This is a genomic window from Streptomyces sp. NPDC006309, assembly GCF_040613095.1.
Classification (GTDB): domain Bacteria; phylum Actinomycetota; class Actinomycetes; order Streptomycetales; family Streptomycetaceae; genus Streptomyces.
Genome location: NZ_JBEXRO010000022.1, coordinates 26,677 through 40,639, shown reverse-complemented (window position 1 = coordinate 40,639; position 13,963 = coordinate 26,677). Strand labels below are relative to the sequence as shown.

Genomic DNA, 13,963 nt, shown 5'->3' with positions numbered 1-13,963 from the left:
GCCCGCCGGTGATCCGGCGGCAGGGATCCGGGTGCCCGCCTGAACGGCCGCCGCCGCAGGGCCGTACCCCATGACGGATCACGGATCACGGATCACGGATCACGAAGAGGCTCCGCGGAAGGGAATCCCACATGACCAGCGCTTCGCTCCCGCCGGAAACGGCACCGGCACCGGCCCGCCGAACCGTCATGGCGGCGGCCGGAGCGGCGGGGCTCGCCGCCGCGCTGACCGCCTGCGGCTCGACCGACAACTCGGCCGACACCACCGGCACCGGGGCCGGCGCCGCCGGCTCCTCGCAGGACAGCGGTTCCCCGGCCGGCGGCACGGCGCTCGCCAAGACCTCGGACATCCCCGAGGGCGGCGGCAAGATCTTCAAGGATCACGGTGTCGTCGTCACGCAGCCGACGGCGGGCACGTACAAGGCGTTCTCGTCCAAGTGCACCCATCAGGGATGCGCGGTGGGCAGCGTGGCGAACGGCGAGATCGTCTGCCCCTGCCACAACAGCCACTTCTCCGCGGAGGACGGCAGCGTGAAGAAGGGCCCGGCGACCCGGGCCCTGCCCCCGGCGAAGATCACGGTCTCCGGTGACCAGATCGAACTGGCCTGACCCGGCCTCGGCCCCGCCCGCGCGCCCGGGGCCGAGCGCAAGCCGGACCGTTCCCTTTCCTGACGTGATGCCAGAGGATCGCCGCAGGGGGGCGTTCCTCCGGCACGACCTGGGAGAAGAGGGGGCAGCATGACCGTCACGCAGCAGCGCCGGGGCCGGAGGATCATGATGACGCCCGGCGAACTGGACGCGTTCCTCACCGCCCAGCGCACCTGCCGGGTCGCGACCGTCTCGTCCGACGGCACCCCGCATGTGAGTGCGCTGTGGTTCGCCTGGGACGGCACCTCGCTGTGGCTGTACTCGGTGGTCCGCAGCCGGCGCTGGACACAACTGCGCCGCGATCCGCGGGTGGCGGTCGTGGTCGACTCGGGTGAGGAGTACGACCAGTTGCGCGGGGTCGAGCTGTCCGGCCGGGTGGAGTTCGTGGGCGAGGTCCCGCGCACGGGCGAGCTGTGCGCCGAACTCGACACGGCCGAGACGCTGTTCGCGCGGAAGAACTTCGGCCTGGACGAGATGCCGCACGACGGCCGGCACGCCTGGGCCCGGCTCACCCCGGAGAAGATCGTGTCCTGGGACTTCCGGAAGCTGGGCGGGACGTAGGCCGTGTCGTCGGACTCCCGCCTGCTCCACGGGCGACGGGAGTCCGACGGCAACGCCCTGCGACTCAGCCCAGCTTCCGTGCCGCCGCGCGCAGCGCGTCCACCGCCGCGCGGATGGAGGGGCGCCGGTCGGCGTCCGCGCGCCAGACGACGTACACGTGCCGCCGCATCCGCTGCTTGAGCGGCAGCAGCACGACCCCCTCGGGCACCGGGTGGCGGCCCAGCAGCGGCGCGATGCACACTCCCAGGCCGGCGGCCACGAGGCCGAGCTGGGTGTGGGTCTCCCCCGCGCGGTGGCCGACGATCGGCTCCACGCCCTTGGACCGCAGGGTGAACATCAGCCACTCGTGACAGAACTCGCCCTGGCCCCAGGTGATCCACTCGTCCTCGGCGAACTCGGTGAGGTCGACCTCGTCCCGGTCCGCGAGCGGGTGCCCGGCCGGCATGGCGACATCGGCCGGGTCGTCCAGCAGGGCCGCCTTGACCAGGCCGTCGGGCACGGGCATCGGCTTGTTGTACCAGTCCAGGACCACCGCGAGGTCGAGATCGCCGCGGACCACCCCGGCGATGCCCTGCTCCGGCTCCAGCTCGCTGGAGCGCACCCGCAGCCCCGGGTGCTCGGTGCGCAGGGCGCCGAGCGCGTCCGGGAAGAGCCCCCGGGCCGCGGTCGGGAACGCCGACAGTCTGAGTTCGCCGACGACCTGGCCGCGGTGCGCCTCCAGGTCCGACTCGGCCAGCTCTACCTGCGACAGGATGCGGCCCGCGTGCTCCGACAGCAGTCGGCCGGCGTCCGTGAGCCGTACGCCCCGGCCGTTCCGGGCCAGGAGCTGCTGACCCGTCTCCCGCTCCAGCTTGCTCAGCTGCTGCGAGACCGCGGAGGTCGTCACGTGCAGCGCGTCGGCCGCCGCGCTGACCGAGCCGTGCCGGGCGAGGGCGTCGAGGGTGCGCAGGCGCTCCAGGTTCAACATGTAAGCGATTCTAAGAGGTACCGGGTGGAAATTCTCGATTGTGCTACGAGGTCCGCTGCCGCATCGTTGAAGCCATGAGCACGATCACCGCACCCCCGACCCGGTCCGCATCCCCCGCCCGCGCCCGCGCCCGCCTCGACTGGAGGCTGCGCTTCGCCGCCCTGTCCGCGATCTGGGGTTTTAGCTTCCTGCTGATCAAGGTGGGGACGGACGGGTACGCCCCCTTCCAGGTCACCCTGGGACGGCTCGTGTTCGGCACGGCGGTGCTGATGGCGGCTATGGCCGTGAAGCGGCAGCGGCTGCCGCGCGGGGCCCGGCTGTGGGGGCACATGGCGGTCGCCGCGTTCCTGCTGAACGCCCTGCCGTTCTCCCTGTTCGCCTACTCGGAGCTCACGATCCCGTCCACGCTGGCCGGCATCTGTAACGCCACGTCCCCGCTGTGGGGCATGGCCCTTTCCCTCGTCGCCCTCTCCGAGGACCGGCCGACCCGGGTGCGCGTCGCCGGCCTCGCGCTCGGCTTCCTCGGGGTGCTGACGGTGCTGGGGGCCTGGCAGGGCTTCCACGGCCTGGACGCGAAGGGCACGGCGCTGGCGCTGCTCGCATCGTTCAGCTACCCGGTCGGGTGGATCTACGTCCGGCGGACACTGGCCGGCACCGGGAACTCGCATCTGGCGATGACCGGGGGCCAGCTGCTGCTGGCGACGGTTCAACTGGCCGTGGTGACACCACTGTTCACCGATGTTCCGCGGCATTTCGCGCTCGTGCCGCTGCTGGCCGTCGCCGCGCTGGGCGCGCTGGGCACCGGGCTGGCCGTGCTGCTCCAGTACGGGCTGGTCGCCGAGGTCGGCCCCACGACCGCCCAGATGGTGACGTACTTCATCCCCGTCATCGCCACGGCCGCGGGGGTCGCGATCCTCGGCGAATCGCTCCACTGGAGCACCCCGGTGGGTGCGGTGATCGTACTGACGGGCGCCGCACTTACCCAGATACGCATGAAGCGGAGCTGAGGGGGACGCGAACGCGGAGCGCCGGACCGGACCGGGCGGGGCGTGGGGGCGGCGGGCGAGAGTGCAGGGCCTGCTCGCGGTGGGGTGCGGCGTCCCGCCCGGTGCGGAGACGCCCGAGCGGGCAGGACGCGGGCTCGCTTACAGGCGCGGGGCGCTCGAGCGGGGGGCGGGGGCGGACGCGAGTGGGGCCCCCGGAGCGGGCCGGGCGCGGAAGGCCGAGCCCGAGTCGGACCCGAGCGGGCCGGGCGCCCGAGCGGGCGGGGCGCGTGGGGGCGCCCGGCGGCGTGGGCACCGCCCCGGTGCCCACGCCTCTTCGACAGCCCGCCCCTACGCCGTGTCGTCAAACTCCCGCCTGCTCCACGACGCCATGCACGCACTCTCGCCGCACCGGGCCCCGACCCGAGTACGTCCAGTACGAGAGTCAGGACCCGGCACGCCGAGAGCACGCACCTGACGCCGCAGAGCCCGCCCTCCGAACGAACGGCGGGAATTTGACGACACGACCTAGGCCGTACGGCGGAAGTCCGACGACACGACCTAGGCCGTACGGCGGAAGTTCGACGACACGACCTAGCCGTAGGTCCGCGCCGGTGACGGACGTACCGCTGTCGCCACCGCGTCCGCCAGCGGGATGACGTCCTCCTCGGCGAGCGGGGAGACCGTGATGCGGAGGCCCGGGGGTGAGGCCAGGCGGAAGCGGGCGCCCGGGGCCGGTGCCCAGCCCGCCTGGAGGAGGCGGGCCACCGCGCCCGTCTCGTCGGGGACCGGCACCCAGACGTTCATGCCGCTGCGGCCGTGCGCGGCGACCCCGCGTTCCGCCAGCGCGCCGACCAGGGCGTCCCGGCGGGCGCCGTACGACCGCGCCACCGCGGCCCGGTCGATCGCGCCGTGCGTCCAGAGGTGGGCCACGGTCCGTTGCAGCAGCAGGCTGACCCAGCCGGGGCCGAGACGCTGGCGGCCCCGGACCCGGTCCACGGTGAGGGGGTCCCCGGCGAGGACGGCGAGGCGCAGGTCGGGACCGTAGGCCTTGGCGGCGGAGCGGACGAAGGCCCAGTGGCGGGTGACGCCCGCGAGGGGATGCAGCGGAAGGTCGACGATTCCGTGGCCGTGGTCGTCCTCGATGAGCAGGGTCCCCGGATGGTCACGCAGGACCGCGCGCAGGGCACGCGCGCGCGTGGCGGTCACGGAGGCGCCGGTCGGGTTCTGCGCGCGGTCGGTCACGATCACGGCGCGGGCGCCGGACTCCAGGGCGTGCCGCAGTCGGCCGTCGAGCGGTCCGTCGTCGTCCACGCCGACCGGGGCCGCGTGCAGGCCGAGGGCGGGGATCAGGTCGAGCAGGCCGCCCCAGCCGGGGTCCTCGACGGCGACCGTGTCCCCCGGCTTGAGATGCGCGGTCAGGACGCGCTCGACGGCGTCGAGGGAGCCGGAGGTCACGGCCAGCGGGCCCGCGGGAACGCCGTCGGCGTCGAGTTCGGCGCGGGCCACCCGCGCGAGGTCCGCGTCGACCGGGTCGTCGCCGTACAGGACGGGCCGTCGGCCGGCCACCTCGGCCGCGGCGGTGAGCGCCCGGGCCAGGCCGGGCAGCAGGGCCGGGTCCGGGTTGCCGGTCGACAGGTCCCGGCCCCCGGCGGGCACCTCCACGCGCAGCTGCTCGCGTCCGGTGGTGGCCGGCCGGGGACGGACGCGGCTGCCCCGGCGGCCGGCCGTCTCGATCACGCCGCGCTCGCGCAGGCTGCGGTAGGCGGCGGCGACCGTGTTGGGGTTCACCCCCAGCCGGGCCGCCAGCTCCCGCATGGCAGGCAGGTGCTGGCCCGGTCGCAGCTCCCCGGTGCCGACCGCGCGTTCGACGTCGGCCGCGATCTCGGCTGCGCCACGCCCACTGATCCTATATTCTCCTAGCACAAAGAACATTATGCACTAGTGCAATCACGATGACACGCGCAGGCCGCCATGGAGGGGACCGTCATGCAGGGCACGACCGAGGACACACAGCCCACCGCCTACACACCGACCGACCGGACCGTGCCGACGCGCTCCGCGGACCGGGCGTCGTACGACCGGGAACTGGTGCACGCGATACTGGACGAGGGGTACGTCTGCCACCTCGGTTTCGTGCGGGACGGCGCCCCGGTGGTACTGCCGACGCTGTACGGCCGGGTGGGCGAGCGGCTCTACGTCCACGGCTCCACCGGCTCCCGTCCGCTGCGGATGACCGGCCAGGCCGACCCGGGCCTGCTGGTGTGCCTGACGGTCACCCACGTCGACGGGCTGGTGCTGGCCCGCTCCGCCTTCCACCACTCGATCAACTACCGCTCGGTGGTGGTGCACGGCACCGCCCACGAGGTCACCGACCCCGAGGAGCGGCGCCTCGCCCTGGACGCGCTGGTGGACCATGTCGTCCCGGGCCGGGCCGCCGACTCCCGGCCCGCGAACAAGAAGGAACTGGCCGCCACCGCGGTGATCCGCCTGGACCTGGAGGAAGTTTCCGCCAAGGTCCGCACGGGCGACGCCAACGACGAGCCCGAGGACCTCGGCCTGCCGCACTGGGCCGGGGTCGTCCCGCTCCGCAAGGGGTACGGCACACCGGTCCCCAACGCCGACCTGGCGCCCGGTACCGGTCTGCCGGACTACCTGGCGGCGCGATGACGGCGCGGCCTCACACCGGGACCGAAGCCGACCGGCCGGCTCCGCGGGCCTCGCTCACGGCGAGGCCGGCCACGGCGCCGAGGAGGAGCAGGGTGCCGGCCACGGTGGCAACCGTGAGCCGCTCGCCGAGCAGGGCGACGGCGAGGACGGCCGCGGTCACCGGCTCCAGCAGCATGACCACGGAGACCGTGGCGGACCGTACGACGGCGGCTCCCGCGAAGTAGAGCGCGTACGCGAGGGCCGTGGGTACGGCGGCGACGTAGAGCAGCAGCCCCAGCAGCCGGGCCGGGTGGGCGGTGTGCGGGAGCAGTCCCTCGTGCACCGCGAACGGCAGCAGGCACAGGGTGGTCACCGCGAAGGCGCCCACGGTCGTACCGGAGGCGTCGGCGTTCCCGTCCCGGCCCCACCACCGGGTGAGCAGGGTCATGGCGCCGTAGCCCGACGCGGAGACGAGCGCGAGGAGCACACCGGCCGGGTGGACCGTCGCGGCGGAACCGCCGAGGGTCAGTACGGCCAGCCCGGCCGGTGCGCCCGCCACGGCCACGACACCGCCCGTGCCGAGCCGCTCGCCGAGCAGCAGCCGGGCGCCGAGCGCGATGAGCACGGGACCCGCGCCGAGCGTGACGACGGTGGCCACGGCCAGTCCCGTCGAGGCCACGGCGGCGAAGTAGGCCGTCTGGAAGACGGCGAGCCCGGTCCCGGTGGCCACCGCGCGGGCCATCCTGCGGCGTACGGGTACCGGCGCGGGCCCGGCTACGGCTCCGGCCTCGCCCGGCCGGACGCGCGGGCGCAGCAGGCGGCCGGCCGACAGGAAGGCGAGCCCCAGCGCACAGCGCCAGAACGACAGGCCGAAGGCGCCCATGTCGCTGGCCCGGAAGACCAGCGAGGCGGCGGCGCCGGCGGTGCCCCAGGCGGCACCGGTGATGATCAAGTAGAGCAGGCCACGCCCGACGGGCAGGCCGGAAACAGCGTTCGACAAGGGAATCTCTCCGCAGAAACGCACGCGAGGTGCGGAAGCTCGGGGCGCCCCGCTTCGGCGGGACGCGCGGACTTCGTCTGCGGGCAGCACCGTCCGGCCCTGCGCGGATGGCGCGGGACCGATCTCCCGGAGGCCCGCCTCAGGCGGCCGGGGGCGGAAGGACGAGTGCGTTCGACGGCATGGGGAGACCCTATGCGGCGGTACCGCGGGCGGACAACTCCCGTTCCGCACCGCCCTCGGCGACCGGCTCCGGATCGCCCTTGGCGGGGGCCGACGTCTGGGCGATGAACGCACCGGCGAGGACGACCGCGCCGCCGAGGACCTGGGGCGCGGAGAGGTGCTCGCCGAGCAGCACCCAGGCCAGCACGGTCGCGATGACCGCCTCCAGGCAGGCCACGACTCCGGCGACCTGCGGGGAAAGCCGCCGCACGGACAGCACGCCGGTGACGTACGCCAGGACGGTGGCGACCAGGACGATCCAGGCCAGCAGCGCGAGAGCGGGCACGGCGGCGCCGTTCAGCCGGGCCGAGCCGGCCAGCACCGACCAGTCCATGCGCCAGGGGCGGGCGACGGCCGTCAGCACGGCGGCGCCGACGAGGAGTCCGTAGGCGATGACGCCGAGCGGATCGGGCGCTTCGGCGCCGGCGTCGCTGCCCTGGTCGGACAGCACGAAGTAGCCGACCTGGCAGCAGGCGGCGCCCAGGGCGAGGAGCAGGCCCACCGCGTCGAAGCTCAGGCCCGACCACACCTCCACCACACAGGCGAGACCGCCGGCCGCCAGGACCACACCGGCCGCGGCGGCACGCGTCACGGGCCGTCGCTGCACGAACCGGACCCAGCCCAGGACCAGCGCGGGCGCCAGGTACTCGATGAGCAGTGCCACGCCGACCGGGATGCGGGAGAGCGCGGCGAAGTAGCAGGCCTGGACACCGGCGACGGCGAGCAGCCCGAACCCGGCGAGGAGCAGAGGCCGGCGGCCCGGCAGGGCGCGGTGCCGCACGGCGAGCGGCAGCATTATCAGGGCGGCGCCGGCCACCCGCAGCCACACCACCTGCAGCGGGTCGAGTCCCGCCTCGATCAGCGGCTTGGCGGCCACCCCGGACCCGCCGAAGGCCAGCGCCGAGACGAGCGCGAGGCCGAGCCCGGCGCCCTTGCCGGGGCTGTCCTGACTGCTCACAGACGTATGCACCGGCACATGATGACAGGCGACGACAGCAGCGTCACGCGTGTTGACACCTGTCTCAGGTCGTGGACGGGGGGAGGGGTCAGGGGGCGGCCCCGCCGCCTGTGAGGGATGGCAGGGGAGGTGAAGGGCGGCCCCGCCGTCGGCGAGGGATGGCAGGAGAGGTGAAGAGCGGCCCCGCCGTCGGCGAGGGATGGCAGGAGAGGTGAAGAGCGGCCCCGCCGCCGGTGGGGGATGGCGGGAGAGGTGAAGGGCGGCCCCGCCGTTGCCGGCGGACGGCGGGGGGATCAAGGAGCGGTCTCGTCGTCCGCGGCGCGCCGCGTGAAAGGGTCAGCCCGCGGCCCCGTCGCCTCGGCCGACAGTGGGAGGGATCAGGGAGCGACCCCGTCGCCTCGGCGGACGGCGGAAGGGGACCGAAGGGCGGCCCCGTCGCCTCGGCCGACAGTGGGAGGGGACCCGGGGGGCGGCCCCGCCGGCAGCGGACGGTGGGAGGGGACCGGAGGGCGGCCCCGCCGCGGCGGACGGTGGAAGGGTCAGCCCACGGTTCCGTCGTCGTCGGCGGACTCGTCGGGGCCGGTTACGGCCCGCGCGGCCAGCTCGGGGGCGGAGATGCCGGCGCGCGCCAGGACCTCGACGGCCCGGGAGCCCGGATCCGTGACGAGCGCCGTGAGCAGGTCCGCGCCGGCGACTTCGATCGCACCCCGCCGCCGGGCCCGCCCTCGGGCATCCGCGAGAGCGGCCCACGCGGCGGGAGACCACCCGTCAACCTCCCTGGCCCCACCGTCATGGCCGGCCGGATCGGCGCACGTGGCCGGAGCGGCGTCGTCCGCCGGGTCCGCGCTGTGAGTGGGGCCAGGGGGACCGGCGGGGTCCGCCGGTGGCGGTACGACGGTGATCGGCCCGGAGTCCTCCACGCTGCCCTGCCAGCGCAGCCCGTAGCCGATGCTGCGCTGAACGAGGTAGCCGAGGAGCCGGGCGAGCCGCGCGGGGCCGCCCACGGCGGCGCGGACCTCAGGGTCGTGTTCGAGAAGGGAGTGGAGCAGATGGGCGGTGTCGGTCTGCCGGTCCCCGTCCCGGACGGCCCTGCGACGGGCACCGGTGACCACCGCCGCCAGCTCGGCACCGAGCTCGGCGGCGCCGTCCTGGTGCGGCACCGACTGGTCGTGGGCGGTGCGGTGGGCTGTACGGGTGTGCACGTCCTCTACCCCATCAGGCGGAAGCGCACCGGTCATCCACGGGGGGAACCATTCTCGCGTCCCACGGAGAGTGGACATCGGCTACCGGAAAGTCATCCTTGCGGAGGAGATCCAGCCGGCACTCATCATGGGGCGCACGCGGACCGCCCGTGCGCCCCGGCCACACAGGTCCCCCATGACCGACCTGATCGTCCGTCAGCACGCAGACGCCCCGCGCGGATACCGCACGGGGCGCCCGGGCACGTACGAGCGTCACTGCTCGTCGGCGAGGATCAGGTACAGCTTCCTGCGGGCGTCGTTGATGACGGCCAGCGCCTTCTCGCGCTGCTCCTTGCTGCCGGTCCTGAAGACCTGCCCGAAGGCTTCCATCAGGCCCGATCCGGCCTGGCGGATCTCGCCGAGGGCCTCCCAGTCGACCCCGCGCGAGGCCTCTTCCCAGGGCGCTTCCGCGCCTTCCTCGGCGGCGGTGCGTCCGCTCTCGGTGAGGGAGAACAGCTTCTTGCCGCCCTCGCTCTCGCTGGTGATCAGCCCCTCGTCCTCCAGCAGCTGGAGGGTGGGGTAGACCGAGCCGGGACTCGGCTTCCACGCGCCGCCGCTGCGTTCGGCGATCTCCTGGATCATCTCGTAGCCGTGCATGGGCCGGTCCTTGAGCAGGGCCAGGATCGAGGCGCGCACGTCACCGCGCCGCGCCCGTCCCCGTCCACCGCCCCGGCCTCGTGACCCCCAGCCGCCCGGCCCGAAGCCGGGGCCGCCGGGACCGAATCCCGGTCCACCCGGCCCGAAGGGCCCGAAGGCGGCCCGCCGGCCCTCGAAGCCGCCCATGCCGCGGCGGCCGGGGCCCTCGTGCCGATGTCCACGCTCGAATCCGTGGGTACGCATCGCGTTCACTCCATTCATCAGTGACCTGTCATGTGTGCATCGCGTATCGTTCGCGATGTCTCAACGATATATCGGCGAAATTCGCATGGCAATACCCCTCCCGAAGCGGGTGTCCTGGCATACCGGCAGCGGAAGACGCGGCCGGCCTCCGCGTGCGTGATCGATTCCAAGGGGTTCAGTGGTCGTAGGCGATCAGTACGCGCATGACCGGCTGGCCGCGCATGCACCTGGCTCCACTCATCAGTTCCCCTTGGAATCGATCATCTAGGCTGGCGCGATGGCTGATGAGCAGGAGCGGTTGCAGCCGTCGGGAGTGTGGGCCACGGCGGTGGGGGTGGCCCGGGTGCGGGCGCTGGAGACCGAGCGGGAGAACTCGCTGTTCCGCGACCCACTGGCGCAGGCTTTCGCCACCGCCGGCGGCCTGTGGCCCTCCTCGCCGCCGCTGCCCGATGACGAGGCCGCGCGCCGCCGAAGGCTGGCCGTGTCGTTCTCCATCGTCATCAGGACGAAGTTCCTCGACGACCTGTTGCAGCAGGCCTCCGCGTCCGGGGTCCGGCAGGTCGTGCTGCTCGGCGCCGGCATGGACAGCCGGGCCTTCCGGATGGACTGGCCCGAGGGCACCCGGCTGTTCGAGGTCGACACAGCCGCCCCACTGGACTTCAAGGCTTCGGTGCTGCGCCAGGAGCGGGCCGTCGCGCGCTGCGAGCGGATCACCGTCGCGGTGGATCTGCGTGAGGACTGGCCAGGCGCACTGGCCGCCGCAGGGCACGACCCGGCCGTGCCGACCGTGTGGATCGCCGAAGGACTGCTGATCTATCTGCCCGAGGACGCGGTGGAGCTGCTGCTGGCCCGGATCAGCGCGCAGTCGGCGCCAGGCAGTCGGATGGGGCTGACGTTGGGCTCGCGCGGCGTGATCGAGCGCTTCGGCGCGGACGCCGAGCCGGGATCGGCGGCGTCCATGTGGGTCTCGGAGATGCCCGACGACCCGGCTGGATGGCTGGCCGGGCACGGCTGGGAGGCCGACAGCCACACCCTGCGCGAGCGCGCTGCCGCCTACGGCCGCCCGATCAGCACCCCGCCGCAGCGCGAGGAGCGGCCCGGCGGACTGATCTCGGCGGTCCGCCGGTAGAGCGCCTCCAGGCGGTCGGACTTCAGCGGCAATCGGTCAAGGTTCACTGTCACAGGACAGCGGACACCCCATCTCCAACGCGCAGGCAGCCAACGGGAGATGAGCAGGAGAGCCCCCTGCTATGGTGCGCCGATGTCATCGATCAAGCAGTTCCAGGTCACCTTCGACTGCGCAGAACCTGAGCACGTCGCCCGTTTCTGGTGCGAGGTGCTGGGGTACGTCGTATCGCCGCCGAAGGGGTTCGCCACCTGGGAGGAGTTCGACCGCTCACGGCCGCCTGAGGATCAGGGGTCATGGTGGGCATGCACTGACCCCACGGGTGTGGGCCCGCGACTGTTCTTTCAGCGCGTTCCCGAGGGCAAGACCGTCAAGAACCGGGTGCATCTCGACGTGCGGGTCGGCACCGGCCTCGTGGGTGAGGAGCGTCTGGCCACGCTCGAAGCCGAGTGCGCGCGGCTGGTGGAGCTCGGCGCGGTACGCGTGCGACTCCTGTACGACGGCACCGATTCGTGCATCTGCATGCAGGACATCGAGGGCAACGAGTTCTGTATCGACTGAGCAGCGGCAGCCGGCGGCGCCCGTCGCGGTGATGCCCTCGGAAGGAGACCAGTTCACGTGGATTGGCCGTGGGCCGGGGACCTGCGCGGGCGCTAGCGTCGGCGGCATGCGTATGCGAATCGTGGATGCCTTCACCGACCGCCCCTTCGCCGGCAACCCGGCCGGGGTCCTGCTCCTGGACGATGTCTTCCCGGACGACGACTGGCTTCAGAACGTCGCCATGGAGGTGAACCACGCCGAGACGGCGTTCGCGCACCGGCTGCCCGCCGGCGGCGCGGCGGACTGGGCGCTGCGCTGGTTCACGCCCGTCGCCGAGGTCGCGATGTGCGGCCACGCCACGCTGGCCACCGCCCACGTGCTGCACACCACCGGCGCCCACACGGGTTCCGTGCGGTTCGCCACCCGCAGCGGGGTCCTCGTCGCCACGCCCGCCGCCGACTGGTCGATCACGCTCGACTTCCCGACCGCCCCGCTCACCCCCGTCGAGTTGCCGGCCGGGGTCACCGAGGCGCTGGGCGCGGCGCCGGTCGGCGCCTTCGACACCGGGCCGAACGTGGGTGACCTGCTGGTGGAACTGGCCGACGAGAAGACCGTCCTCGGTCTCTCCCCCGACCACAGGGCTCTCGGCGCGTTCTCGTCCCGCGGCGTCATCGCCACCGCCCGCGCCGACGACCCGGCCCGCGGCTACGACTTCGTCTCCCGCTGTTTCTTCCCGAACGTCGGTATCGACGAGGACCCGGTCACCGGCAGCGCCCACACGGCGCTCGCCCCGCACTGGTCCGCGCGCCTCGGCCGTGACGACCTCACCGGACTCCAGGCCTCCCGCCGCACCGGACTGGTCCGCACCGGGCTGCGGGGCGAGCGGACGCTGCTCACCGGCAGTGCGGTCACGGTCATCGACGGCGAACTGCGCGCCTGACCGGTCCGGCCGCCGGTGCTCAGGCCGTCGGCAGCCAGCCCACCTTGCCGGCGAGGAGGGCGTAGCCGACGAACGCGCCGATGTCGAGCAGCGAGTGCGCGACGACCAGCGGCCCGACCCGGCCCCAGCGCCGGTACAGGTACACGAACACCACGCCCATGACCATGTTGCCGAGGAAGCCGCCGATGCCCTGGTAGAGGTGGTAGGACCCGCGCAGGACCGCGCTGGCCACCAGCGCGGTCCCCGGGGTCCAGCCCAGCCGGCCCAGCCTGCGCAGCAGGTAGCCGACGACGATGACCTCTTCGAGGATCGCGTTCTGGAGGGCGGAGAGGATCAGTACCGGGTACTTCCACCACACGTCCGGCAGTGCCTCGGGGACGACGGTGAGGTTGAAGCCGAGGCCGCGAGCGGCCAGGTAGAAGGCGATGCCGGTGCTGCCGATCACGGCCGCGACGCCGGCGCCCCGGGCCAGGTCGGGCCCGGGGCGGGTGCGGTCGAAGCCGAGCGTCCGCAGGCTCGCGCCCTCGCGCAGCAGCAGGTGCGCGACCAGGGCCACGGGGACCAGGGCGCTGGCGATGCCGAAGAGCTGCCAGGCCAGGTCGAGCCATGGGCGGCCGGGCGCGGCCGAGGCGTTGAGGGTGGCCGCCTGGTCCTTGAGGCCACCCGGCCGGGTGACCGAGCCGATGAAGCTGATGAGCGCGGACACGCCGCTCGCCCCGAGCGAGAGGGCGAGTACGAGCAGTGTCTCGTCCCGCAGTATCCGCCGCGGGTCCCTCGCCCGCGCCGGGGAACCGGCCACCGAGTCAGCCTCCACCTGCACCCCTGCCTCCAGCCGCCTCACGGGCCTCCGGCCCGCCTTCGCCCGGCAAGGATTACAGAAGGCGCCCCAGGCAACGCGCACCGGGCCCGCCACGGAGGGGCCCCCGGCTGCCCGCCCGGGGACCACGGCCGGCACCCTGCCCAGCGCCCGGCACCCTGCACCCTGCACCAGAGGCCAACGCCCTGACCGGGGGGCCTCACGCGAGGCCAGGTGCCGGCGCAAGCCCCAGGGCCACCCAGCGCCGTGCGCGAGGGCCCGGGCACCCAGCGCCATGCCACGGGGGCCGGCGCAGTACCCCGGATCCGGCGCCATGCCCGGGAGCCCCGCGCGATACCCCGGGCCCAGCGCCATGCCCGGGGGGAACCCAGCGCCGTACGCGAGGGCCCCGCGCAAGGCCCGGGAGCACCCAGCGCCATGCCCGCAGGCCCGGCACCACGCCCGGAGACCCGGCGCACAGCCCGGCGACCCGGCG

At 73.8% G+C, this 13,963-nt stretch carries 14 protein-coding genes; 7 read left to right on the top strand and 7 right to left on the bottom strand.

Annotated features, from left to right (window positions below; genetic code table 11):
- The first annotated feature begins 131 nt into the window (after positions 1-131).
- Complete coding sequence (locus ABZ117_RS25460) at positions 132-608, top strand: Rieske (2Fe-2S) protein (RefSeq protein ID WP_356824098.1); 477 nt, start codon at positions 132-134, stop codon at positions 606-608.
- Positions 609-737: 129 nt separating this feature from the next.
- Complete coding sequence (locus ABZ117_RS25455) at positions 738-1,208, top strand: pyridoxamine 5'-phosphate oxidase family protein (protein WP_356824097.1); 471 nt, start codon at positions 738-740, stop codon at positions 1,206-1,208.
- Between the two features lie 64 nt (positions 1,209-1,272).
- Here the strand turns inward: ABZ117_RS25455 and ABZ117_RS25450 are convergent, their stop codons facing one another.
- Positions 1,273-2,175: a LysR family transcriptional regulator gene (locus ABZ117_RS25450; RefSeq protein WP_356824096.1), complete on the bottom strand. Its 903-nt coding sequence runs from the start codon at positions 2,173-2,175 to the stop codon at positions 1,273-1,275.
- Between the two features lie 74 nt (positions 2,176-2,249).
- Between ABZ117_RS25450 and ABZ117_RS25445 the strand changes: the two genes are divergently transcribed.
- Positions 2,250-3,182 (top strand): DMT family transporter, encoded by a 933-nt coding sequence (locus ABZ117_RS25445; RefSeq protein WP_356824095.1) that lies wholly within the window; start codon positions 2,250-2,252, stop codon positions 3,180-3,182.
- 570 nt (positions 3,183-3,752) lie between these two features.
- Here the strand turns inward: ABZ117_RS25445 and ABZ117_RS25440 are convergent.
- Positions 3,753-5,084: an aminotransferase class I/II-fold pyridoxal phosphate-dependent enzyme gene (locus ABZ117_RS25440; protein WP_356824094.1), complete on the bottom strand. Its 1,332-nt coding sequence runs from the start codon at positions 5,082-5,084 to the stop codon at positions 3,753-3,755.
- 63 nt (positions 5,085-5,147) lie between these two features.
- Here ABZ117_RS25440 and ABZ117_RS25435 point away from each other — a divergent pair, with 63 nt between their 5' ends.
- Positions 5,148-5,828, top strand: a complete 681-nt coding sequence (locus ABZ117_RS25435; protein WP_356824093.1) for a pyridoxamine 5'-phosphate oxidase family protein — start codon at positions 5,148-5,150, stop codon at positions 5,826-5,828.
- A 10-nt stretch (positions 5,829-5,838) separates the two neighbouring features.
- Here ABZ117_RS25435 and ABZ117_RS25430 read toward each other — a convergent pair whose 3' ends face one another.
- The 4 genes from ABZ117_RS25430 to ABZ117_RS25415 all read right to left on the bottom strand — a co-directional run bounded on the left by ABZ117_RS25430 (position 5,839) and on the right by ABZ117_RS25415 (position 10,065).
- Complete coding sequence (locus ABZ117_RS25430) at positions 5,839-6,807, bottom strand: EamA family transporter (protein WP_356824092.1); 969 nt, start codon at positions 6,805-6,807, stop codon at positions 5,839-5,841.
- Positions 6,808-6,997: 190 nt separating this feature from the next.
- Positions 6,998-8,002, bottom strand: coding sequence for an EamA family transporter (locus ABZ117_RS25425; protein WP_356824091.1), 1,005 nt, complete (start codon positions 8,000-8,002; stop codon positions 6,998-7,000).
- A gap of 521 nt (positions 8,003-8,523) precedes the next feature.
- Positions 8,524-9,186 (bottom strand): Clp protease N-terminal domain-containing protein, encoded by a 663-nt coding sequence (locus tag ABZ117_RS25420; protein ID WP_356824090.1) that lies wholly within the window; start codon positions 9,184-9,186, stop codon positions 8,524-8,526.
- A 252-nt stretch (positions 9,187-9,438) separates the two neighbouring features.
- Positions 9,439-10,065 carry a PadR family transcriptional regulator gene (locus tag ABZ117_RS25415; RefSeq protein ID WP_356824089.1) on the bottom strand — a complete coding sequence of 209 codons (627 nt, stop codon included), beginning with the start codon at positions 10,063-10,065 and terminating at the stop codon, positions 9,439-9,441.
- 277 nt (positions 10,066-10,342) lie between these two features.
- Between ABZ117_RS25415 and ABZ117_RS25410 the strand changes: the two genes are divergently transcribed.
- From ABZ117_RS25410 to ABZ117_RS25400, 3 genes are all read left to right on the top strand, one after another.
- Complete coding sequence (locus tag ABZ117_RS25410) at positions 10,343-11,194, top strand: class I SAM-dependent methyltransferase (RefSeq protein WP_356824088.1); 852 nt, start codon at positions 10,343-10,345, stop codon at positions 11,192-11,194.
- 132 nt (positions 11,195-11,326) lie between these two features.
- Positions 11,327-11,752, top strand: coding sequence for a VOC family protein (locus ABZ117_RS25405; RefSeq protein ID WP_356824087.1), 426 nt, complete (start codon positions 11,327-11,329; stop codon positions 11,750-11,752).
- A 106-nt stretch (positions 11,753-11,858) separates the two neighbouring features.
- On the top strand, positions 11,859-12,671 hold the full coding sequence (locus ABZ117_RS25400) for a PhzF family phenazine biosynthesis protein (RefSeq protein WP_356824086.1): 813 nt from the start codon (positions 11,859-11,861) through the stop codon (positions 12,669-12,671).
- Positions 12,672-12,690: 19 nt separating this feature from the next.
- Here ABZ117_RS25400 and ABZ117_RS25395 read toward each other — a convergent pair whose 3' ends face one another.
- On the bottom strand, positions 12,691-13,491 hold the full coding sequence (locus tag ABZ117_RS25395) for a type II CAAX endopeptidase family protein (protein WP_121789860.1): 801 nt from the start codon (positions 13,489-13,491) through the stop codon (positions 12,691-12,693).
- Positions 13,492-13,963 lie beyond the last annotated feature (472 nt).

Coding starts and splice junctions, on each gene's coding strand:
- ABZ117_RS25460 (WP_356824098.1), top strand. CDS start 132: ATGACCAGCGCTTCGCTCCCGCCGGAAACGGCACCGGCACCGGCCCGC.
- ABZ117_RS25435 (WP_356824093.1), top strand. CDS start 5,148: ATGCAGGGCACGACCGAGGACACACAGCCCACCGCCTACACACCGACC.
- ABZ117_RS25455 (WP_356824097.1), top strand. CDS start 738: ATGACCGTCACGCAGCAGCGCCGGGGCCGGAGGATCATGATGACGCCC.
- ABZ117_RS25415 (WP_356824089.1), bottom strand. CDS start 10,065: ATGCGTACCCACGGATTCGAGCGTGGACATCGGCACGAGGGCCCCGGC.
- ABZ117_RS25410 (WP_356824088.1), top strand. CDS start 10,343: ATGGCTGATGAGCAGGAGCGGTTGCAGCCGTCGGGAGTGTGGGCCACG.
- ABZ117_RS25450 (WP_356824096.1), bottom strand. CDS start 2,175: ATGTTGAACCTGGAGCGCCTGCGCACCCTCGACGCCCTCGCCCGGCAC.
- ABZ117_RS25400 (WP_356824086.1), top strand. CDS start 11,859: ATGCGTATGCGAATCGTGGATGCCTTCACCGACCGCCCCTTCGCCGGC.
- ABZ117_RS25405 (WP_356824087.1), top strand. CDS start 11,327: ATGTCATCGATCAAGCAGTTCCAGGTCACCTTCGACTGCGCAGAACCT.
- ABZ117_RS25445 (WP_356824095.1), top strand. CDS start 2,250: ATGAGCACGATCACCGCACCCCCGACCCGGTCCGCATCCCCCGCCCGC.